Origin of the sequence: Enterobacter mori LMG 25706 (assembly GCF_000211415.1) — a bacterium.
In the GTDB taxonomy this organism is placed as follows: Bacteria; Pseudomonadota; Gammaproteobacteria; order Enterobacterales; family Enterobacteriaceae; genus Enterobacter; species Enterobacter mori.
In genome coordinates this window covers 213,153-235,074 of record NZ_GL890774.1, presented here as the reverse complement: position 1 = coordinate 235,074, position 21,922 = coordinate 213,153, and the positions used below count along the sequence as shown (strand labels likewise).

The 21,922-nt window shown below is 56.1% G+C and carries 21 protein-coding genes, 1 pseudogene and 1 other annotated feature; of the genes and pseudogenes, 17 read left to right on the top strand and 5 right to left on the bottom strand.

Going from position 1 to position 21,922, the window contains the following annotated elements; all coding sequences use genetic code 11:
- Positions 1-28: 28 nt before the first annotated feature.
- Both sltY and trpR read left to right on the top strand, forming a co-directional pair.
- Positions 29-1,966: a murein transglycosylase gene (gene sltY / locus ENTMO_RS0102915; RefSeq protein WP_010427106.1), complete on the top strand. Its 1,938-nt coding sequence runs from the start codon at positions 29-31 to the stop codon at positions 1,964-1,966.
- Between the two features lie 55 nt (positions 1,967-2,021).
- Positions 2,022-2,351 (top strand): trp operon repressor, encoded by a 330-nt coding sequence (trpR, locus tag ENTMO_RS0102910; RefSeq protein ID WP_010427104.1) that lies wholly within the window; start codon positions 2,022-2,024, stop codon positions 2,349-2,351.
- Positions 2,352-2,378: 27 nt separating this feature from the next.
- On the opposite strand, the gene yjjX is transcribed toward trpR, so the two are convergent.
- Positions 2,379-2,894, bottom strand: coding sequence for an inosine/xanthosine triphosphatase (gene yjjX / locus ENTMO_RS0102905; protein WP_010427103.1), 516 nt, complete (start codon positions 2,892-2,894; stop codon positions 2,379-2,381).
- 49 nt (positions 2,895-2,943) lie between these two features.
- Between yjjX and gpmB the strand changes: the two are divergent.
- Positions 2,944-3,592: pseudogene (gene gpmB, locus ENTMO_RS23695) on the top strand (2,3-diphosphoglycerate-dependent phosphoglycerate mutase GpmB).
- Here the strand turns inward: gpmB and robA are convergent.
- Positions 3,589-4,458: an MDR efflux pump AcrAB transcriptional activator RobA gene (gene robA / locus ENTMO_RS0102895; RefSeq protein WP_010427100.1), complete on the bottom strand. Its 870-nt coding sequence runs from the start codon at positions 4,456-4,458 to the stop codon at positions 3,589-3,591. The pseudogene gpmB and the gene robA sit on opposite strands and share 4 nt — an antisense overlap.
- A 211-nt stretch (positions 4,459-4,669) precedes the next feature.
- On the opposite strand from robA, the gene creA reads away from it, so the two are divergent.
- The 4 genes from creA to creD are packed head-to-tail and all read left to right on the top strand — an operon-like array spanning position 4,670 to position 8,677.
- Complete coding sequence (creA, locus tag ENTMO_RS0102890) at positions 4,670-5,140, top strand: protein CreA (RefSeq protein WP_010427098.1); 471 nt, start codon at positions 4,670-4,672, stop codon at positions 5,138-5,140.
- Positions 5,141-5,154: 14 nt separating this feature from the next.
- Positions 5,155-5,844 carry a two-component system response regulator CreB gene (creB, locus tag ENTMO_RS0102885; protein WP_010427097.1) on the top strand — a complete coding sequence of 230 codons (690 nt, stop codon included), beginning with the start codon at positions 5,155-5,157 and terminating at the stop codon, positions 5,842-5,844.
- A complete protein-coding gene (gene creC / locus ENTMO_RS0102880) occupies positions 5,844-7,268 on the top strand; it encodes a two-component system sensor histidine kinase CreC (RefSeq protein WP_010427095.1) in 1,425 nt (474 codons plus the stop codon). The genes creB and creC overlap by 1 nt, the downstream gene beginning before the upstream one ends.
- 56 nt (positions 7,269-7,324) lie before the next feature.
- On the top strand, positions 7,325-8,677 hold the full coding sequence (gene creD, locus ENTMO_RS0102875; RefSeq protein WP_029484937.1) for a cell envelope integrity protein CreD: 1,353 nt from the start codon (positions 7,325-7,327) through the stop codon (positions 8,675-8,677).
- A 45-nt stretch (positions 8,678-8,722) separates the two neighbouring features.
- Here creD and arcA read toward each other — a convergent pair whose 3' ends face one another.
- Positions 8,723-9,439, bottom strand: a complete 717-nt coding sequence (arcA, locus tag ENTMO_RS0102870) for a two-component system response regulator ArcA (RefSeq protein ID WP_003856501.1) — start codon at positions 9,437-9,439, stop codon at positions 8,723-8,725.
- 95 nt (positions 9,440-9,534) lie between these two features.
- Here arcA and yjjY point away from each other — a divergent pair, with 95 nt between their 5' ends.
- The 7 genes from yjjY (at position 9,535) to ENTMO_RS0102840 (ending at position 16,353) form a co-directional block, all read left to right on the top strand.
- Positions 9,535-9,675, top strand: coding sequence for a YjjY family protein (gene yjjY, locus ENTMO_RS25845; RefSeq protein ID WP_085928893.1), 141 nt, complete (start codon positions 9,535-9,537; stop codon positions 9,673-9,675).
- Between the two features lie 399 nt (positions 9,676-10,074).
- Positions 10,075-10,761 (top strand): tRNA/rRNA methyltransferase, encoded by a 687-nt coding sequence (locus tag ENTMO_RS0102865; protein ID WP_010427090.1) that lies wholly within the window; start codon positions 10,075-10,077, stop codon positions 10,759-10,761.
- A 211-nt stretch (positions 10,762-10,972) separates the two neighbouring features.
- Positions 10,973-11,041: a thr operon leader peptide gene (gene thrL, locus ENTMO_RS24935; protein WP_015572623.1), complete on the top strand. Its 69-nt coding sequence runs from the start codon at positions 10,973-10,975 to the stop codon at positions 11,039-11,041.
- Positions 10,980-11,097 (top strand) — a sequence feature (Thr leader region). It overlaps the preceding gene by 62 nt.
- Positions 11,098-11,121: 24 nt before the next feature.
- The gene (gene thrA, locus ENTMO_RS0102855) at positions 11,122-13,584 is read left to right on the top strand and encodes a bifunctional aspartate kinase/homoserine dehydrogenase I (RefSeq protein ID WP_010427089.1); all 2,463 of its coding nucleotides are present in this window, start codon (positions 11,122-11,124) and stop codon (positions 13,582-13,584) included.
- Position 13,585: 1 nt separating this feature from the next.
- Positions 13,586-14,515, top strand: a complete 930-nt coding sequence (gene thrB / locus ENTMO_RS0102850) for a homoserine kinase (protein WP_010427087.1) — start codon at positions 13,586-13,588, stop codon at positions 14,513-14,515.
- A gap of 3 nt (positions 14,516-14,518) precedes the next feature.
- Positions 14,519-15,805, top strand: coding sequence for a threonine synthase (thrC, locus tag ENTMO_RS0102845; protein WP_010427084.1), 1,287 nt, complete (start codon positions 14,519-14,521; stop codon positions 15,803-15,805).
- Between the two features lie 245 nt (positions 15,806-16,050).
- Positions 16,051-16,353 (top strand): DUF2502 domain-containing protein, encoded by a 303-nt coding sequence (locus ENTMO_RS0102840; RefSeq protein ID WP_010427082.1) that lies wholly within the window; start codon positions 16,051-16,053, stop codon positions 16,351-16,353.
- Positions 16,354-16,385: 32 nt separating this feature from the next.
- On the opposite strand, the gene yaaA is transcribed toward ENTMO_RS0102840, so the two are convergent.
- Both yaaA and ENTMO_RS0102830 read right to left on the bottom strand, forming a co-directional pair.
- Positions 16,386-17,159, bottom strand: coding sequence for a peroxide stress protein YaaA (gene yaaA / locus ENTMO_RS0102835; protein ID WP_010427080.1), 774 nt, complete (start codon positions 17,157-17,159; stop codon positions 16,386-16,388).
- A gap of 66 nt (positions 17,160-17,225) precedes the next feature.
- A complete protein-coding gene (locus ENTMO_RS0102830; RefSeq protein WP_010427079.1) occupies positions 17,226-18,656 on the bottom strand; it encodes an alanine/glycine:cation symporter family protein in 1,431 nt (476 codons plus the stop codon).
- A 262-nt stretch (positions 18,657-18,918) separates the two neighbouring features.
- On the opposite strand from ENTMO_RS0102830, the gene tal reads away from it, so the two are divergent.
- From tal to ENTMO_RS0102815, 3 genes are all read left to right on the top strand, one after another.
- On the top strand, positions 18,919-19,872 hold the full coding sequence (tal, locus tag ENTMO_RS0102825) for a transaldolase (protein WP_010427077.1): 954 nt from the start codon (positions 18,919-18,921) through the stop codon (positions 19,870-19,872).
- A gap of 110 nt (positions 19,873-19,982) precedes the next feature.
- Positions 19,983-20,570, top strand: coding sequence for a molybdopterin adenylyltransferase (gene mog, locus ENTMO_RS0102820; RefSeq protein ID WP_010427076.1), 588 nt, complete (start codon positions 19,983-19,985; stop codon positions 20,568-20,570).
- A gap of 122 nt (positions 20,571-20,692) precedes the next feature.
- Positions 20,693-21,922 (top strand): MFS transporter (locus ENTMO_RS0102815; RefSeq protein WP_010427074.1); only part of this gene is annotated, 1,230 nt, incomplete at its 3' end.

Genomic DNA, 21,922 nt, shown 5'->3' with positions numbered 1-21,922 from the left:
ACTAACGAAAAACAATGAGGAAGAGCTTGTGGAAAAAGCCAAACGGGTGGTCTGGCGTCTGCTGGCTGCCAGCGTATGCGTAATGGCGGTAAGCCAGGCGGTGCATGCCGATTCACTGGATGAACAACGTAACCGCTACGCCCAGATTAAACAGGCGTGGGACAACAAGCAGATGGATACCGTGCAGGCCCTGATGCCGACGCTAAAGGATTATCCGCTGTATCCGTATCTGGAGTACCGCCAGATAACCGACGATCTCATGAACCAACCCACCGTCACCGTGAACAACTTCATTCAGGCGAACCCGACTCTGCCGCCTGCCCGTAATCTCCAGTCTCGTTTTGTGAATGAGCTGGCGCGTCGTGAAGACTGGCGCGGGCTGCTGGCGTTTAGCCCGGAAAAACCGGGCACGACGGAAGCACAGTGTAATTACTACTACGCCAAATGGGCCACAGGACAGCAGGAGGAGGCCTGGGTCGGTGCCAAAGATCTCTGGCTGACGGGCAAAAGCCAGCCTAACGCCTGTGATTCGCTCTTCGGCGCATGGCGCGCATCGGGCAAACAGGATCCGCTGGCTTATCTTGAACGCATTCGCCTGGCGATGAAGGCCGGGAACACGCGTCTGGTCACTGCGCTGGCGGGGCAGATGCCGTCCGACTATCAAACCATTTCGTCTGCCGTCATTGGGCTGGCAAACGATCCGAACAGCGTGCTGACCTTTGCCCGCAGTACGGGCGCGACAGATTTCACGCGACAAATGGCGGCGGTCGCCTTTACTAGCGTGGCGCGTGACGATGTGGAAAACGCGCGGCTGATGATCCCGCAGCTGGTGCAGGCGCAGCAGCTTAATGAAGAACAAACGCAGGAATTGCGCGACATCGTGGCGTGGCGACTGATGGGCACCGATGTGACCGACGAACAGGCGCGCTGGCGTGACGACGCGATCATGCGTTCAAACTCCACCTCGCTTGTCGAGCGCCGCGTGCGAATGGCGCTGGGCACGGGCGATCGTCGTGGGCTGAATACCTGGCTTGCGCGTCTGCCGATGGATGCTAAAGAGAAAGATGAATGGCGCTACTGGCAGGCCGACCTGCTGCTGGAGCGTGGCCGTGACGATGAGGCCAAGGCTATCCTCCACGCTCTGATGCAACAGCGCGGATTCTACCCGATGGTGGCGGCGCAGCGGCTGGGCGAGGAGTACACGCTCAAGATCGACAAAGCGCCCGCCAACGCGAACCCGGCGCTGACGCAGGGGCCGGAGATGGCGCGCGTGCGCGAGCTGATGTACTGGAATATGGACAACACCGCGCGCAGCGAGTGGGCTAATCTGGTCACCAGCCGCACCACCGACGAGAAAGCCCAGCTTGCCCGCTACGCGTTCGATAATCGCTGGTGGGATCTGAGCGTGCAGGCGACGATCGCCGGCAAGCTGTGGGATCATCTCGAAGAGCGTTTCCCGCTGGCGTATAAGGATCTGTTCGATCGTTATACCAGCGGCAAAGATATCCCTCAGAGCTATGCGATGGCGATTGCCCGTCAGGAGAGTGCCTGGAACCCGAAAGTGCGCTCCCCGGTGGGCGCCAGCGGCCTGATGCAGATCATGCCCGGCACCGCGACGCACACGGTGAAGATGTTCAACATCCCCGGTTACAGCAGCCCGTCGCAGCTGTTGGATCCGGATACCAACATCAACATCGGTACCAGCTATTTGCAGTACGTCTACCAGCAGTTTGGCAATAACCGCATCTTCTCTTCGGCGGCGTATAACGCGGGGCCGGGACGCGTGCGCACCTGGCTTGGCAACAGCGCCGGACGCATCGACGCGGTGGCGTTTGTCGAGAGCATCCCGTTCTCGGAAACGCGCGGCTACGTGAAGAACGTGCTGGCCTATGACGCCTACTATCGCTACTTCATGGGGCAGAAAGATACCCTGATGAGCGATGCCGAGTGGCAGAGGCGTTACTGATCGGCGCGGGTTGTGTTATGCTGTACTCGCTAATGAGTACAAGAGGCAGCATAACATGACCCAGCATTCCCCGTATTCCTCGGCAATGGCCGAACAACGTCATCAGGAGTGGCTTCGTTTTGTGGAGCTGCTTCGCCAGTCTTACGAGCAGGATTTGCACTTACCCCTCATGCAGCTGATGCTCACGCCGGACGAGCGTGAGGCGCTGGGCACGCGCGTGCGGATCATTGAGGAGCTGCTGCGCGGTGAGATGAGCCAGCGCGAGCTGAAAAATGAGCTCGGCGCGGGCATTGCAACGATCACCCGCGGCTCGAACAGCCTGAAGTCTGCGCCGGTTGAGCTGCGCCAGTGGCTGGAAGCGGTATTGCTGAAAAACGCCGGATGACGGCTACACCTTATCCGGCCTGGAAACTTACCGATAAATCGCGTTATGGAACGGGCTTAACGCCAGAATCACCGCCTGGTGGTAAACGCCAGAACGCGTCAGCGCGCCTGCGGTAAAGACGCCAATCGCTCCTTCTTTACGGCCAATCTCATCGATGCCGGTGTACTGCGACATCACCGGCCCGAGCGCTTCACCCGCACGCACTTTTTCCAGAATGACTTCCGGCAGCGGCAGGGTGGCCGAGCGCGCTTCACCGCGCTGCTCGCGGCTTTCGATGACCACCCAGCTAAAGGTTGCGCCTTCGTCGATACCTGCTTCAATCGCCACCCAAAAGTCAGCATCCGGTGCTGCGGCCCTGGCGTTTGCCACGCGATTTCGTGCGCCAGCGCGCGTTTCCTCACTGCCAAACGGCTGTTCAGGAACGCCACTCTCGACGCCGATGGCCTCAATATGGCAGGATCCTGCGCCGAAGATCTCGTCAAATGCCCTTAGAATTGCCTGAATTTTGGCAGGATTAGTGGTAGCAGAGACAACATGGTGCATAATTAAGCTCGATTCAAAAAAAACTCATCGCAGTATAACGGAAAAAAACATGTTACAGGTTTACCTTGTTCGCCACGGTGAAACGCAGTGGAACGCCGAGCGACGTATTCAAGGCCAGTCGGACAGTCCTCTCACCGAAAAGGGTGTGCAGCAAGCGTGGCAGGTGGCGGAACGCGCCAGAACGCTGGGCATTACTCACGTGATTACCAGCGATTTAGGTCGCACACAGCAGACGGCGCGCATCATCGCAGATGCCTGCGGCTGTGATGTCATGCTGGAGCCGCGCCTGCGCGAGCTGGATATGGGCGTGCTGGAAAAACGCCATATCGATACGCTGACGGAAACGGAAGAGGGCTGGCGTCGCACGCTGGGGAACGGTACCGGAAGATGGCCGTATTCCGGAAGGGGAATCCATGCAGGAGCTGAGCGTGCGTTTGCATGCCGCACTGGCGGAATGCCTGAAGCTCCCGGCGGGAAGCCGTCCGCTGCTGGTGAGTCACGGGATTGCGTTGGGCTGCCTGGTAAGCACCATTCTGGGGTTACCGGCTTACGCTGAGCGCCGTTTGCGTCTGCGCAACTGCTCCATTTCCCGAATTGATTATCAGGAAAGCGCATGGCTGGCGTCGGGCTGGGTAGTGGAGATGGCAGGGGACATTTCGCATCTCGATGCCCCTGCGCTTGACGAACTGCAGCGTTAACGGCGGATAGGAATCAAGAATTCCATACGCAGATTGATTGGGCCTTCTTCCGGTTTGGCATCCTGCGCCGGGTAGTAGCGCTCAATGTCCTGACCTTTACGGCGATTAAGATTCAGCATTGGCATGCAGGTCCCGTAAACGGTCAGGATAAACTCCTGAACGCCCGTTCCCAGCCCTTCATACGAGAACATCACGTACTCGCCGCCTTCCAGCACGACCGGTTTCGAACCCTGAATATAACCATTCGCCATCTCTGGCGTCAGCGCGGTGGTGTAGAACACCTCCTGCTCGTCGTCTTTTTCCTGGCTTGGGCGCGTTTCGTTCAGACCGTACAGAATTGGCGGGATTGCCGGTGCATGGCTCAGGAAGTCGCGCCAGAACTGGACGCGCATTTGATGACGGAACTCAGAAATCTGCTCCAGAGAACAGGAGTAGCTCTGGGTTGTGCCGATCAGATGGGTTTCCGGCAGCGCGACAATTTCATATTTCGGCATCGCGAACTCGCCCAGACGCAGCGGCGGACGCATGCCAAACGAGCTCCAGTCAGGCGAACGACGATAAAGCGCTGGCGTCAACGAGAACTGTTTTTTAAAGGCGCGGGTGAACGTTTGCTGCGAATCAAAACGATACTGCAGGGCAATATCCAGAATCGGCCGCGCGGTCAGGCGCAATGCCACAGCAGATTTAGATAAACGACGTGCGCGAATATAGGCACCGATAGCATGACCGGTGACATCCTTGAACATCCTTTGCAGATGCCACTTGGAATAGCCTGCTTTAGCCGCCACATTATCCAGTGACAAAGGCTGGTCGAGATGACCTTCCAGCCAGGTTAGCAGGTCGCGAATAATTCCAGCCTGATCCATATACTATCCTCATCCTTAAAACAGCAGGTGCCTGATAACAGGTTAGCGGATAATAGCATTTTTTGATGTTTTAGCATTCAGTGTTTTTTTTGCGCATTAATGCCTTTTACGGCTCGTTTTGGGCGAATATATTCTAATCCTGTGATCTTGCTACATTTTTGTCTAAAGTGTTGAATAATCGCCCAGTGCAATTTTAAAGAATGGTAACAATATGAAATACAAGACTTTGATCTTCACCGCGTTGCTGCTGATGGTCGGCCGCGCCGCGCAGGCGGAACAGATTGGTTCCGTCGATACCGTGTTCAAAATGTTTGGTCCGGACCACAAAATCGTGGTGGAGGCGTTTGACGATCCGGATGTGAAAAACGTCACCTGCTACGTGAGCCGCGCGAAAACGGGCGGTATCAAAGGCGGGCTGGGGCTGGCGGAAGATACTTCCGATGCGGCGATCTCCTGCCAGCAGGTGGGGCCGGTTGAGCTGAGCGATAAAATTAAAAACGGCAAAGCGCAGGGCGACGTGGTTTTCCAGAAACGGACCTCGCTGGTGTTTAAAAAGCTGCAGGTAGTGCGCTTCTATGATGCCAAACGCAACACCCTGGCATACCTGGCCTATTCCGACAAAGTGGTGGAAGGCTCGCCGAAAAACGCGATCAGTGCGGTGCCGATTATGCCGTGGCATTAATTCAGGGATGAACCATGCAACAACCTGTGGTCTGGCTGGTTGAAGACGAAACCAGTATCGCCGATACGCTGATCTACATGCTTCAGCAGGAAGGATTTGCGGTAAAGGCGTTCGAGCGCGGTTTACCGGTGCTGGAGGCGGCGCGGCAGCAGGCTCCGGCGCTCGCCATTCTGGACGTCGGGCTGCCGGACATCAGCGGCTTTGAGCTGTGCCGCCAGCTGCTGGCCCAGCATCCGTCACTGCCGGTGCTGTTTCTGACGGCCCGCAGCGATGAAGTGGATAAACTCCTCGGCCTGGAAATGGGCGCTGACGACTACGTTGCCAAGCCTTTCTCCCCACGGGAAGTGTGCGCCCGGGTAAGGACAATTTTACGGCGGATGCAAAAATCAGCTGCACCTGCTGACATCGTCCGAATCGGGCAGTTTGAGCTGAATGAGCCAGCCGCGCGGATTAGCTGGTGCGGTGAAGCACTGCCCCTGACCCGCTATGAATTCTTGCTGCTCAAAACCTTTTTACAGGCCCCCGGACGGGTCTTTTCTCGTCAGCAGCTCATGGACAAGGTATGGGGTGAAGACGGCGACAGTTTCGACCGCACCGTGGACACCCACATCAAAACCCTGCGCGCCAAGCTGCGGGCGGTAAACGAGGAACTTTCACCCATCAGCACCCATCGCGGTATGGGCTACAGTCTGGGCCTTTACTGATGCGCATTGGGATGCGGTTATTGCTGGGGTACTTCCTGATCGTGGCCATCGCCGCGTGGTTTGTGCTGTCGATCTTTGTTCAGGAAGTAAAGCCCGGCGTGCGCAGGGCAACCGAGGGCACGTTAATCGATACTGCGACCTTACTCGCCGAAGTCGGGCGTGAGGATCTCCTTTCGGGCAATGCGCAGCAGGGCAAACTGGCACAGGCCTTTTCTCAGCTTCATCAGCGCCCTTTCCGCGCCAATATCGGCGGCATTCATAAAGTGCGTAACGAGTATCACGTCTACATGACCGATGCGCAGGGCAGAGTGGTGTTTGATTCCGCCCGTCTGGCCGTGGGGAAAGATTACTCGCGCTGGAACGATGTCTGGCTGACGCTTCGCGGTGAATACGGCGCGCGCAGTACCCAGAGCCATCCCGACGATCCGGAGAGCACGGTGATGTATGTTGCCGCGCCAGTTGTGGAGCAGGGCAAGATTATCGGCGTGCTGTCGGTCGGGAAACCTAACAGCGCGATGGCGCCGGGTATCCATCGCAGCGAGCGAAGGATCCTGTGGGCAGGCGGAGCGCTGCTCGGCATTGCCCTGCTGATCGGTCTTCTCGTTGCCTGGTGGATCAATCGTTCTATCAGTACGTTATCGCGCTACGCCGATTCAGTGACCACGGATACGCCTCTCCCGCTGCCTAATCCAGGCAGCAGCGAACTGCACAAGCTGGCCCAGGCGCTGGAGAATATGCGCATTCGCCTGGAAGGGAAAAACTACATTGAACACTATGTCCATGCGCTGACCCACGAGCTGAAAAGCCCCCTCGCCGCGATACGCGGCGCGGCGGAAATTCTCGCCGAGCAGCCGCCGCCGCAGGTGGCCGCGCGGTTTATCGATAATATTCTGGTGCAAAACGCGCGCATGCAGTCGCTGGTCGAAAAGCTGCTTACCCAGGCGCGGCTTGAAAATCGGGTCGAGATCGTGCCGGTCAGCGTCGACGTCGACACGCTATTTACCCGCCTGGCCGACGCGCGTTCGGCGGTTCTGACAGCGAAAAATATCACGCTGACGATCCAAAGCACCTCTCTGTTTGTTGCGGGCGATCCCGAACTGCTCGAACAGGCTCTGGGTAATTTGCTGGATAACGCCATCGACTTCACGCCGCCCGGCGGGGTTATTGCACTGGCCGCGTATGAAGCGCCAACGCAGGTCCTGCTCACGGTGACCGATAGCGGAAGCGGTATCCCGGATTATGCGCTGGAGCGTATTTTTGAGCGCTTTTATTCCCTGCCGCGTGAGAACGGGTTGAAGAGCAGCGGACTCGGGCTGGCGTTTGTCCAGGAGGTGGCGCGTCTGCATCAGGGAGCGATTACATTGCGTAATCGCGATGAAGGTGGCGTGATGGCCACGCTGGCACTTCACCGTCCCTTCACATAGCTTCAAACTGACCCCACACAGCCTGGTTACGCTCTCCTCATCACAAAGGAGACGTAATGATGAAATCCCCCCTGTTCTGGAAAGTAAGCACCCTGCTGGGGTGCATCCTGCTGCTGTTAGTTCCGCTGTTTATGGTCAGTAACCTCATTTCAGAGCGTGAAAGCTATCGTAACGATGTCGAAAATACGCTTCGGCAGAGCACCAGCGGACCGCAAAAACTGGTCGGCCCGCTGATTGCCATTCCGGTGACGGAGATTTTTTACAAGCTGGAGGACGAGAAGAAGGTCGAATACAAGAAAAGCTATATGCATTTCATTCTGCCGGACTCTCTGGTTGTGGAAGGGAACCAGCGCGTGGAGTCCCGAAATATTGGCATCTACGATGGGCAAATCTGGAACACTGACCTGAAGATAAAAGCGCAGTTTAATACCGAAGAGCTGAAGCAGTTGAAAGGAGAAACGATCGCGACAGGGCAGCCGTTTATCGTGACGGGCGTTGGCGACGCGCGGGGTATTGGCACGGTCAGTATCTCTAAAATCAATGGTGAGACGCTAAGCGTGGAACCCGGTTCAGGTGTCTACGGGGCGCTTGCAGGGATCCACATCCCGCTGACCGACAACGCGCTGGAAGCCAAAACGTTTGCACTTGAGATGTCACTCAATCTGGCGGGAACTGGCAGTTTTGCAGTGGTACCGGTAGGGCGTAACAGCGAAATGACGCTTAACAGCAACTGGCCGCATCCGGGCTTTATGGGCAACTATCTGCCGGTTAAGCACAAAATTGGCGAGTCTGGTTTCCAGGCGAACTGGAAGAGCAGCTGGTTTGCGAACAACCTTGAGAGCTGGTTCAGCGGGAGCGAATCGCCATCATGGGAGTCGATCCCCGCCTTTAGCGTCACGGTAGCCACGCCCGCCGATCAGTATCAGCTGACTGACCGGGCGATCAAGTACGCCATTTTGCTGATTGCGCTGACGTTTATGGCCTTCTTTGTCTTCGAAACCTTAACCGGGCTGCGCCTGCACCCAATGCAGTACCTGCTGGTGGGATTGTCGCTGGTGCTGTTCTATCTGGTGTTGCTGGCGTTGTCTGAACACGTTGGGTTTACGCCAGCCTGGGTTGTTGCAAGTCTGGTGGGCGCTGCGATGAACGGAATGTACCTGCAGGCCGTGCTGAAAAGCTGGAAGCGCAGCGGACTATTTGTGCTGGCCTTGCTGGGGCTGGACGTGGTGATGTGGTTCCTGCTGCGCTCTGAGGACAGTGCGCTGCTATTGGGGTCTGCGGTTCTCGCGCTGGCGCTGTTCGCCGTCATGTACCTGACCCGTCATTTCGACTGGTACTCGCTCTCTCAGCCGAAGCAACCTGAGCCACCCGCAGCACCGGATGACGATACGATGCGGATCTGGAAATAAAAAAAACGGCGCATTTGCGCCGTTTTTAATGCGTTAACTGCGGGATTACTCCTGCAGGTCACCGCAGAAACGGTACCCTTCGCCGTGGATCGTGGCGATGATTTCCGGCGTATCTGGCGTAGATTCGAAATGCTTACGAATACGACGGATGGTCACGTCTACGGTACGGTCATGCGGCTTCAGCTCGCGACCGGTCATTTTCTTCAGCAGTTCTGCACGGGACTGAATTTTGCCCGGGTTTTCGCAGAAGTGCAGCATCGCGCGGAATTCACTGCGCGGCAGTTTATACTGCTCACCGTTCGGGCTGATCAGTGAACGGCTATTGATATCAAGTTCCCAGCCGTTGAATTTGTAGCTGTCTACGCTACGACGCTCTTCGCTGACCGTTCCCAGGTTCATGGTGCGGGACAGCAGGTTGCGTGCACGAATGGTTAACTCGCGTGGATTAAACGGTTTGGTGATGTAGTCATCCGCACCGATTTCCAGGCCAAGAATTTTATCAACTTCGTTGTCACGGCCTGTCAGGAACATTAACGCGACGTTCGCCTGTTCACGCAGTTCGCGTGCCAGAAGAAGGCCGTTTTTGCCTGGCAGGTTAATGTCCATAATGACCAGGTTGATATCATTTTCAGAAAGGATCTGATGCATCTCTGCGCCATCGGTCGCTTCAAAGACATCGTAGCCTTCTGCTTCGAAAATGCTCTTTAACGTGTTGCGTGTTACCAACTCGTCTTCAACGATAAGAATGTGCGGGGTCTGCATGTTTGCTACCTAAATTGCCAACTAAATCGAAACAGGAAGTACAAAAGTCCCTGACCTGCCTGATGCATGTCGCAAATTAACATGATCGGCTTAACGTGACTAAAGTACGTAATTGCGTTCTTGATGCACTTTCCATCAACGTCAACAACATCATTAGCTTGGTCTTGGGTACTTTCCCTTTGGACCCGACAGTGTCAAAAACGGCTGTCATCCTAACCATTTTAACAGCAACATAACAGGCTAAGTGACACCGGACACCCAATAAAACTACGCTTCGTTGACATATATCAAGTTCAATTGTAGCACGTTAACAGTTTGATGAAATCATCGTATCCGAATGCTAGCCTTTGTCACAAATTTTCAATAAACCAACTAGTTGCGGACATTGATTGATAAACAATACGAATCCAATTAAGAATAGGCATTCACACAGTCATTATCATTATAAAACATAGGGATAATATCTGTCTGTTAACATTCTAACTGATTGTTCAGCCACAAAATAGTTTAGCGTTTTTAATTTGTTATGAAACGCTATTTCGGTGATTTGTGTTGCAATTTTGTAAATTCGTGCTGCGTAATATGTTGAGGCGCATCACATTTTTACCCGCTAACTGCTTAAAAAGAGAGCATAAATGCATCTGTCGATTGTGCTGGTGGCCCCAGCAAGACCCGAAAACATAGGCGCTGCGGCGCGTGCCATGAAGACCATGGGTTTTACCGATTTACGTATTGTGGACAGCGCCGCGCACCTGGAGCCTGCGGCGCGTTGGGTCGCACACGGTTCGGGAGATATTCTCGATAATATAACCACTTACGCTACGCTTGCCGACGCGCTGCACGACATCTCCTTTACCGTTGCGACCACGGCGCGCAGCCGGGCGAAGTTTCATTACTACGCCACGCCCGCGGAGCTGGTGGCGATGCTGGAAGAGAAAAGCCAGTGGCTGGAGAAAGCCGCGCTGGTGTTTGGGCGTGAAGATTCCGGGCTGACCAATGAAGAGCTGGAACTGGCGGATGTGCTGACAGGCGCGCCGATGGTTGCAGATTATCCTTCACTCAATTTAGGCCAGGCGGTGATGGTCTATTGCTATCAATTAGCATCCTTAATACAAATTCCGCAGCCGCCTGTTAAAGGCACCGATGAAAACCAGCTGTCTGCACTTCGCGCGCGCGTGGAAAACCTGCTCATGCAGCTGGGTGTGGCTGACGATCAAAAAATGGTCGACTGGCTACAGCAGCGTTTGGGCCGTCTTGAGCAACGCGACACGGCAATGCTGCACCGTTTGCTGCACGATATTGAAAAAAAATTGGCCGAGTAAAGTGCTGTCATACATTTTTATTATGGTGTAATCATCTGATGCTAAGGGTTGCTTTTGGAGTATTCGGATGAAAATAAATCCGACGGCAGCGGGACGTGAGAGTCCTCCGAATTGTGATCAAATTAAAAATTCGTTGACTTAAGGTGCCCGATCCTTTAACCCTAAAAGAATACAGCACAGACAGATAATAATGACAGAGTACACAACATCCATGAAACGCATCAGCATCACCACCATTACCACAACCATCATCATTACCACGGGTAACGATGCGGGCTGACGCGTACAGGAAAAACAAAAAAAAGCCCGCACCTAGACAGTGCGGGCTTTTTTTTCGGCTAAAGGAAACGAGGTAGAACCATGCGAGTGTTGAAGTTCGGCGGTACATCAGTGGCAAATGCAGAACGTTTTCTGCGTGTTGCCGATATCCTGGAAAGCAACGCCAGGCAGGGGCAGGTTGCTACCGTGCTCTCTGCCCCGGCAAAAATCACGAACCATCTGGTGGCGATGATTGAAAAAACCATCGGTGGCCAGGATGCACTCCCGAACATCAGCGACGCCGAGCGTATCTTCGCTGACTTACTGCAAGGGCTTGCAGAGGCGCTGCCCGGCTTCCCGCACGCTCAGCTGAAGTCCTTCGTTGAGCAGGAATTTGCGCAAATCAAACACGTCCTGCACGGTATCAGCCTCCTCGGCCAGTGCCCGGACAGCATCAACGCGGCGCTGATCTGCCGGGGCGAAAAACTCTCAATCGCCATCATGGCGGGCGTGCTGGAAGCGCGCGGCCATAACGTGACCGTGATCGACCCGGTTGAAAAACTGCTGGCGGTGGGCCACTACCTCGAATCCACCGTTGATATTGCCGAATCAACCCGCCGTATCGCCGCGAGCAAAATCCCGTCTGACCACATGATCCTGATGGCAGGTTTCACCGCCGGTAACGAGAAGGGCGAGCTGGTGGTGCTGGGCCGTAACGGCTCCGACTACTCCGCCGCCGTGCTGGCCGCCTGTTTACGCGCAGACTGTTGTGAGATCTGGACTGATGTTGACGGCGTCTATACCTGCGACCCGCGCCAGGTTCCGGACGCCAGGCTGCTCAAGTCGATGTCGTACCAGGAAGCGATGGAACTTTCCTACTTCGGCGCTAAAGTGCTTCACCCGCGTACCATCTCTCCGATTGCTCAGTTCCAGATCCCTTGCCTGATTAAAAACACCGGTAACCCGCAGGCGCCGGGTACGCTGATTGGCGCGAGTACCGATGAAGACGGTCTGCCGGTGAAAGGCATCTCCAACCTCAACAACATGGCGATGTTCAGCGTCTCCGGCCCGGGGATGAAAGGGATGGTCGGCATGGCGGCGCGCGTCTTTGCAGCCATGTCCCGCAACGGTATCTCCGTGGTGCTGATCACCCAGTCCTCTTCCGAATACAGCATCAGCTTCTGCGTGCCGCAGGCGGATTGCCTGCGCGCCCGTCGCGCGCTGGAGGAAGAGTTCTATCTGGAGCTGAAAGAGGAATTGCTGGAGCCACTCTCCATTCAGGAGCGTCTGGCGATTATCTCAGTCGTCGGTGACGGCATGCGCACGCTGCGCGGCATCTCCGCTAAATTCTTTGCCGCGCTGGCGCGTGCCAATATCAACATCGTGGCGATTGCGCAGGGTTCGTCTGAGCGTTCGATTTCCGTTGTCGTGGACAACGATGACGCCACCACCGGCGTGCGCGTCGTTCACCAGATGCTGTTCAACACCGACCAGGTGATCGGGCTGTTCCTGATTGGCGTGGGCGGCGTAGGCGGCGCGCTGCTGGAGCAGGTGAAGCGTCAGCAGGAGTGGCTGAAGAAGAAACATATCGATTTGCGCGTCTGCGGGATTGCCAACTCCAGAGCGTTGCTGACCAACGTTCACGGTCTGAACCTGGAAAACTGGCAGGCCGAGATGAACGAGGCGAAAGAGCCGTTCAACCTGGGCCGCCTGATCCGTCTGGTGAAAGAGTATCACCTGCTTAACCCGGTGATTGTTGACTGTACCTCCAACCAGGCGGTGGCCGATCAGTATGCCGACTTCCTGCGCGAAGGTTTCCACGTGGTGACGCCAAACAAAAAGGCCAACACCTCGTCGATGGATTACTATCACCAGCTGCGTCTGGCGGCGAGCAAGTCGCGCCGCAAGTTCCTGTACGACACCAACGTGGGCGCAGGCCTGCCGGTTATCGAGAACCTGCAAAACCTGCTCAACGCGGGCGATGAACTGCAGCGTTTCTCCGGCATTCTCTCCGGCTCGCTGTCCTTTATCTTCGGCAAGCTGGATGAAGGGATGAGCCTGTCGGAAGCCACTCGCGCCGCGCGCGAGCTGGGCTATACCGAGCCGGATCCGCGTGACGATCTCTCCGGGATGGACGTGGCGCGCAAGCTGCTGATCCTCGTGCGTGAAACGGGCCGCGAGCTGGAGCTTTCGGATATCGTGATTGAGCCGGTGCTGCCAGCAGAGTTTGATGACGGTGGTGACGTCAGCACCTTTATGGCGAATTTGCCGCAGCTTGACGATGCTTTTGCCGCCCGAGTGGCGAAAGCCCGTGATGAAGGTAAGGTATTGCGCTATGTTGGCAACATTGAAGAAGATGGCGTGTGCCGGGTGAAGATTGCCGAAGTGGATGGCAACGATCCGCTGTACAAAGTCAAAAACGGCGAGAATGCGTTGGCGTTCTACAGCCACTATTATCAGCCATTGCCGCTGGTGCTTCGCGGCTATGGCGCAGGGAACGATGTTACGGCGGCGGGTGTGTTTGCCGATCTGCTGCGTACCCTGTCATGGAAGTTAGGAGTTTAACATGGTCAAAGTTTATGCCCCGGCTTCCAGCGCCAATATGAGCGTCGGATTTGACGTGCTGGGCGCGGCGGTCACGCCGGTGGATGGTTCGCTGCTGGGCGATACGGTTACGGTGGAAGCGGCAGACAGCTTCAGCCTGAATAACGTGGGCCGCTTTGCCAGCAAACTGCCGTCTGAGCCGCGCGAAAATATCGTTTATCAGTGCTGGGAACGCTTCTGTCAGGAGATCGGCAAAAACGTGCCGGTCGCCATGACGCTGGAAAAAAGTATGCCGATTGGCTCGGGCCTGGGCTCCAGCGCGTGTTCCGTGGTTGCCGCGCTGGTGGCGATGAACGAGCACTGCGGCAAGCCGCTGAACAACAGCCGTCTGCTGGGGCTGATGGGCGAGCTGGAAGGGCGCATTTCCGGCAGCATTCATTATGACAACGTGGCGCCGTGCTTCCTCGGCGGCATGCAGCTGATGATCGAAGAAAATGGCATCATCAGCCAGCAGGTGCCAGGGTTTGATGAGTGGCTGTGGGTGCTGGCCTATCCGGGCATTAAGGTCTCTACCGCGGAAGCGCGTGCGATCCTGCCTGCACAGTATCGTCGTCAGGACTGTATCGCCCACGGGCGTCACCTGGCAGGCTTTATTCATGCCTGTTACACCCGTCAGCCGCAGCTGGCGGCGAAGCTGATGAAAGACGTCATTGCCGAGCCGTATCGTACGAAGCTGCTGCCCGGCTTTAACGAGGCGCGACAGGCCTCGATGGATATCGGCGCGCAGGCGTGCGGCATCTCTGGCTCAGGCCCGACGCTGTTCGCCCTGTGCGACAAGCCAGACACCGCGCAGCGCGTGGCGGACTGGCTCTCTAAACACTACCTGCAAAATCAGGAAGGCTTTGTTCATATTTGCCGTCTGGACACGGCTGGCGCACGAGTACTGGGATAATTAATGAAACTCTACAACCTTAAAGATCATAACGAGCAGGTCAGCTTCGCGCAGGCGGTAACGCAGGGGCTGGGCAAAAATCAGGGGCTGTTTTTCCCTCATGACCTGCCGGAATTTCAGCTGACCGACATCGACGAACTGCTGAAGCAAGACTTTGTCACCCGCAGCACGAAAATTCTGTCGGCGTTTATCGGGGACGAAATCCCGCAGGAGCTGCTGGAAGAGCGCGTGCGTGCGGCGTTTGCTTTCCCGGCACCGGTGAAGCAGGTTGAGCCTGACGTTGGCTGCCTGGAGCTGTTCCACGGCCCTACGCTGGCGTTCAAAGACTTCGGTGGCCGCTTCATGGCGCAGATGCTGACCCACATCAGCGGCGACAAACCGGTGACCATCCTGACCGCGACATCCGGCGATACCGGTGCGGCGGTGGCGCACGCGTTCTACGGACTGAAAAACGTCCGCGTCGTGATCCTCTACCCGAAAGGCAAAATCAGCCCGCTGCAGGAAAAACTGTTCTGTACGCTCGGCGGCAACATTGAAACCGTGGCGATTGACGGCGATTTCGATGCCTGCCAGGCGCTGGTCAAGCAGGCCTTCGACGACGAAGATCTAAAGGTCGCCCTGGGGCTGAACTCTGCTAACTCTATCAACATCAGCCGTCTGCTGGCGCAGATTTGCTACTACTTCGAAGCGGTGGCGCAGCTGCCGCAGGAAGCGCGCAACCAGCTGGTGGTTTCCGTACCAAGCGGTAACTTCGGCGACCTGACGGCGGGCCTGCTGGCGAAATCGCTGGGTCTGCCGGTGAAACGCTTTATCGCAGCCACCAACGCCAACGACACCGTGCCGCGCTTCCTGAAAGACGGGAAGTGGGCGCCGAACGCCACGCAGGCGACACTCTCTAACGCAATGGATGTATCGCAGCCAAACAACTGGCCGCGCGTGGAAGAGCTGTTCCGCCGTAAGATCTGGCGTCTGGGTGACCTGGGCTACGCCGCGGTGACTGATGAAACCACCAAAGCGACCATGCGCGAGCTGAAAGCTGTGGGGTACACCTCTGAACCGCACGCGGCGATTGCTTACCGCGCGCTGCGCGATCAGCTCAATCCGGGTGAATATGGCCTGTTCCTGGGCACCGCGCATCCGGCGAAGTTCAAAGAGAGCGTGGAAGCGATCCTGGGCGAAACGCTGTCACTGCCGAAAGAGCTGGCCGAGCGTGCCGACCTGCCGCTGCTGTCTCATGAATTGCCGGCAGATTTTGCCGCGCTGCGTAAGCTGATGATGGCTCGAGCGTGATTTTTGTCGGGTGACGGCTACGCCTTACCCGACCTACAACGGCGCAGAACGTAGGCCGGGTAAGCGCAGCGCCACCCGGCTTTATTTGTGAAGGAATTAAGGAGAAAAGAAGCAGGAAAAAAGTAGAAATTCCCAATAAATGCGGTCACTTAGCGTTTAGGATTGCAGAGAATAACATCCCCCGTTCCCCTCGCGTAATCTCCTTACATCGGCCCACGTTGGGCAAGAGTAACGAGGAGTCACCTATGTCTAAACTGAAACCTGCTCTCATCGCGCTTTCACTGATGCTGGTCGCTCCCATGGCGGTACAGGCATCTGAAATCACCCTCGTCCCTGCGGTAAAACTGCAGATTGGCGACCAGGATAACAACGGACATTACTGGGACGGCGGCCGCTGGCGAGACCACGACTGGTGGAAGGCGCACTATGACTGGCGCGATAACCACTGGCGTCCGCATGATGAAAAGCGTAAGCATGACAATCGCCATGATGACCATCACCACGATGACCGCCGCGACGACCGCGGCCCGGACTGGAAACACCATTAATGCAAAACCCCGCCAGTTGGCGGGGTTTGTTTTTACTGCTCGTGGCGCTTAAACACCAGTTCACCTTTCCCTGACGACGCCTCGTCAAAGAAATAACCTTCGCTGTTAAATCCGGTCAGCTGCTCCGGCTTCGTCAGACGGTTCTGGATGATGTAGCGGCTCATCAACCCGCGTGCTTTCTTGGCGTAAAAGCTGATCACTTTGAACTTACCGTTCTTCTCGTCGAGGAACACCGGTTTGATGATCTCTGCATCCAGCTTATTCGGTTTCACTGACTTGTAGTATTCGTCGGAGGACAGGTTAATTACCACGTTATCGCCCTGGGCGCGCAGCGCCGCGTTCAGCTTGTCGGTAATGATATCGCCCCAGAAATGGTACAAATCTTTGCCTTTGATGTTTTCCAGGCGGATACCCATCTCCAGACGATACGGCTGCATCAGGTCCAGCGGGCGCAGTACGCCGTACAGGCCTGACAGCATACGCAGATGCTGCTGGGCAAAATCGAAATCGGCTTCGCTAAAATCTTCCGCCTGCAGGCCGGTATAGACATCACCTTTAAAGGCCAGAATCGCCTGGCGAGCGTTAGCCGGGGTGAAATCCGGGTGCCATTCGTGAAAGCGGGTCGCGTTCAGATCGGCCAGCTTGTCGCTGATGCTCATCAGCGAGGCGATTTGCGGCGCAGAGAGTTTACGCGCTTCGCGGATCAGCTGTTGAGAGTAGTCCAGCAGTTCAGGCTGGGTATAGCGCTCGGTGGCGAGCGGGCTCTGGTAATCGAGCGTTTTTGCAGGTGAAATCAGAATCAGCATATCCAGTCCTTGCAGGAAATTTAGAGCGACTTTAGCAAAAAATCGCCCTGAATTGATCGATAGCTGTTATTGCCGCGGCAAATCATCCCAGGCGCCGGGGGCAATTTGCGCCTCAATTTCGGGGTAGCGGGTGGGATCAAACACGGGTTTAAGGCCCAGCTTGCGCTGACGCAGATAGTCCTGAGCAATGAGTGTCACCACCGGAGAAAGCAGCAAAATTGCCGTCAGGTTGGTGATCGCCATCAGCGCCATAATCACGTCCGCCAGTTGCCAGACCACCGGCATGCTGAGCAGGGCGCCCGTCATTATCATGGCGATGACACCTACGCGAAGCACGTTGCGCGAAGGTCGCGAGTCAAGCTTCAGGAAGATCAGGTTGTTCTCCGCGTAGAGATAGTTCACCGTGATCGAACTAAACGCAAAAAGACCCACTATCAATGAGACAAAACCGGCTCCCCAGCCACCCACAAGATTGACCAGCGCCTGCTGAACCAGCTGTATCCCGACGGTGCCAGAGGGATGGGGAAGGGTCCCCGACAGCAGAATGATCATCGCGCTGGCGGAGCAGATAATAATGGTGTCCGTGAACACACCAATCATCTGCACAATGCCCTGCGCCGCTGGATGGGGAGGCCAGGACGCCGCCGCCGCCGCTGCGTTGGGCGTTGAACCCATACCGGCTTCGTTCGAGAACATGCCCCGCTGAAACCCTGCCGTGAGTGCCTGACTGACGGTATAACCCAGCGCGCCCGAGGCCGCTTCGCGCCAGCCGAACGCGCTCTTAAAGATAGCGGCGATGACGTCCGGAAACTGATCGATGTGCAGTACGGTAACGAACAGACTGGCGGCTACCCACAGGAGGGCCATAACCGGAACCAGCCACTGCATCAGGCGGGCCACGCCTTTGAGACCGGCATATATCGTCAGCAGGGTGAGAAGCGCTAAAACGGCACCGGTTATCCATTCCGGGCAGGCAAAGGCATAGCGCATGGCATGCGCCACGGAGTTTGCCTGGACGGTGTTAAAAATCAGGCCATAGGCGATGAGTAAGAAGAGCGAAAACAGGACGCCCATCCAGCGCATCCCCAGTCCACGGGCCATATACCAGGCCGGACCGCCGCGAAACTGACCGTTTTTGTCTTTCTCTTTATAGAGTTGAGCGAGCGAGCATTCAGCGAACGAGGTCGCCATGCCGATAATCGCCGTGGCCCACATCCAGAATACGGCGCCAGGCCCCCCCGCACTGATGGCCAGCGCAACGCCCGCCAGATTACCGCTGCCGACCCGCGCGGCGAGACTGGTGCAGAGCGCCTGAAATGAGGTTAATCCGCCCGGCTGTGGGGTGATTCTATTTTTCAGACTTCTGCCAAATTTGCGAATATAACGAAACTGGATAAAACCACTGCGCAGCGTGAACCAAATACCTGCTCCCAGGAGCAGATATATCATTATCGAACCCCAGAGAATTTCGTTAATAAAGTATAGGAAATCAGGCATTAACGTCCCTCTTGTTGATGCCAAAGTGAATATGTAAGCGCTACCACTGATTGGACATGCTGTTGATTAGCAGCCTGTTAATATTCTCAGTTTATCATACTCTGCCTAAGCGCACTGTCTGCGGTTGCGCTGCCTCTCACTCGTGTTATCATCAGGGCAGACCGGTTACATCCCCCTAACAAGTAAACCTGTCATTTTTCCGCTGCAGGCATGCTGTCGGTAGCGTGAATTATCCAGGGCACGTTAAAAGAGAAACACTATCATGACGGATAAATTGACCTCCCTTCGTCAGTTCACCACTGTCGTAGCTGACACCGGAGATATCGCGGCAATGAAGCTGTACCAGCCGCAGGATGCCACAACCAACCCTTCTCTGATCCTTAACGCCGCACAGATCCCTGAGTATCGCAAACTGATTGACGACGCAGTGACCTGGGCGAAAGCACAGAGCAACGACCGCGCGCAGCAGGTTGTTGACGCTACCGACAAGCTGGCAGTGAACATCGGTCTGGAAATCCTGAAACTGGTTCCTGGCCGTATCTCTACCGAAGTGGATGCACGTCTCTCCTACGACACCGAAGCGTCTATCGCGAAAGCGAAACGTCTGATCAAAATGTACAACGATGCTGGCATCAGCAACGACCGTATCCTGATCAAACTGGCTTCTACCTGGCAGGGCATCCGCGCTGCAGAGCAGCTGGAAAAAGACGGTATCAACTGTAACCTGACCCTGCTGTTCTCCTTCGCGCAGGCGCGTGCATGTGCAGAAGCGGGCGTATACCTGATTTCTCCGTTCGTGGGCCGTATTCTGGACTGGTACAAAGCTAATACCGACAAGAAAGAGTACGCACCGGCTGAAGATCCAGGCGTGGTTTCTGTTACTGAAATCTACGAATACTACAAACAGCACGGCTATGAGACCGTGGTTATGGGCGCAAGCTTCCGTAACGTCGGTGAAATCATCGAGCTGGCTGGCTGTGACCGTCTGACCATCGCCCCTGCGCTGCTGAAAGAGCTGGCAGAGAGCGAAGGCGCGCTTGAGCGTAAACTGTCCTACACCGGTGAAGTGAAAGCACGCCCAGAGCGCATCACGGAATCCGAGTTCCTGTGGCAGCACAACCAGGATCCAATGGCAGTAGACAAACTGGCGGACGGTATCCGTAAGTTTGCTGTTGACCAGGGCAAACTGGAAAAAATGATCGGCGACCTGCTGTAATCATTCCGCGTGACCGGGCTCCCGGTCACGCCTCTTACCCCCGCCTCTGTCTGAATTTCCTCTCTGCGTGTATCATTCCCTTTAATCAGTACTTTTTGAATGGAATGGATATGAATACCTTACGCATCGGCCTGGTGTCGATTTCTGACCGCGCCTCCAGCGGTGTTTATCAGGATAAAGGCATCCCTGCTCTTGAAGAGTGGCTGGGCAGCGCGCTGACCACCCCGTTTGAGATCCAGACTCGCCTGATCCCGGACGAGCAGCCGATTATCGAGCAGACCCTGTGTGAGCTGGTGGATGAGATGAGCTGTCATCTTGTTCTGACGACGGGTGGAACCGGCCCCGCGCGCCGCGACGTGACGCCGGACGCGACGCTGGCGGTTGCCGATCGCGAAATGCCGGGCTTCGGTGAACAGATGCGGCAGATCAGTCTACACTTTGTTCCGACGGCCATTCTTTCCCGCCAGGTGGGGGTGATCCGCAAGCAGGCGTTGATCCTGAACCTGCCGGGCCAGCCGAAGTCGATCAAAGAGACGCTGGAAGGGCTGAAAGCAGAAGATGGCAGCGTCATTGTGCACGGTATCTTTGCAAGTGTACCGTATTGTATACAGCTGCTTGACGGTCCCTATGTGGAAACCGATGAAAAAGTGGTAGCAGCTTTTCGTCCTAAAAGCGCTCGCCGCGAAACAATCTCCTGAAAATAACGAAAGTGTGACATTAGCGTCAGCCGCAGTAGCGTGTAAACGGATTTACGATATAGTAATTTTTTCTTTACGATCGCTGTAAAAATAAATCCACAACACACGCATAATGGTTCGCTATGTCACATAACCCCCGACCTCTGAATCGACAGGACTACAAAACCCTCACGCTTGCGGCCTTAGGTGGCGCGCTGGAATTTTACGATTTCATCATCTTTGTCTTCTTCGCCGCCGTGGTGGGAGAACTCTTCTTCCCGGCGGATATCCCGGAATGGCTGCGTCAGGTGCAAACCTTCGGCATTTTTGCCGCCGGGTATCTGGCGCGTCCGCTGGGTGGCATTGTGATGGCGCACTTTGGCGATCTGGTCGGGCGTAAGAAGATGTTTACCCTCAGTATCCTGCTGATGGCCGTGCCCACGCTGGCTATTGGTCTGCTGCCCACCTATGCCTCGATGGGTATCCTTGCGCCATTGCTGCTATTGCTGATGCGTATTCTCCAGGGGGCGGCCATCGGTGGTGAAGTTCCAGGCGCGTGGGTATTTGTGTCCGAGCATGTGCCTGCCCGTCGCATTGGGATCGCCTGTGGAACCTTAACCGCGGGGCTCACCGTCGGGATCTTACTGGGGTCGGTGGTGGCGACGATTGTGAATACCAGCATGACGCAACAGGCCGTTCATGAGTGGGGCTGGCGTCTTCCGTTCCTGTTGGGCGGGGCGTTTGGCCTGGTGGCGATGTACCTGCGCCGCTGGCTGCAGGAGACGCCCATTTTCCTCGAGATGCAGCAGCGCAAAGCGCTGGCGCAGGAGCTGCCGGTGAAAGCCGTCGTGGTACGCCATAAAAAAGCGGTAGTGGTGTCGATGCTTCTTACCTGGTTGCTTTCGGCGGGTATTGTCGTGGTGATATTAATGTCGCCGGTTTGGCTGCAGAAACAGTATGGATTCGCCCCGGCGGTGACGCTGCAGGCAAACAGTATCGCGACCATTATGCTCTGCTTTGGCTGTCTTGCCGCCGGGCTGGCGGCGGATCGGTTTGGGGCCAGCGTTACCTTTGTCGTCGGCAGCCTGTTGCTGGCCGCGTCGAGCTGGGCATTTTACCATCTGGCGGGCAGCCATCCTGAACAGCTGTTCCTGCTGTACGGCGTGGTAGGGCTGTGCGTGGGCGTCGTGGGTGCAGTGCCTTACGTGATGGTGCGAGCCTTCCCGCCGGAAGTCCGTTTCAGCGGTATCTCTTTCTCTTACAACGTGTCGTATGCCATTTTCGGTGGACTGACGCCGATTGCAGTGACGGTATTGATGGGCGTGTCTCCCATGGCTCCGGCCTGGTACGTGCTGGCGCTCTCGCTGATGGGG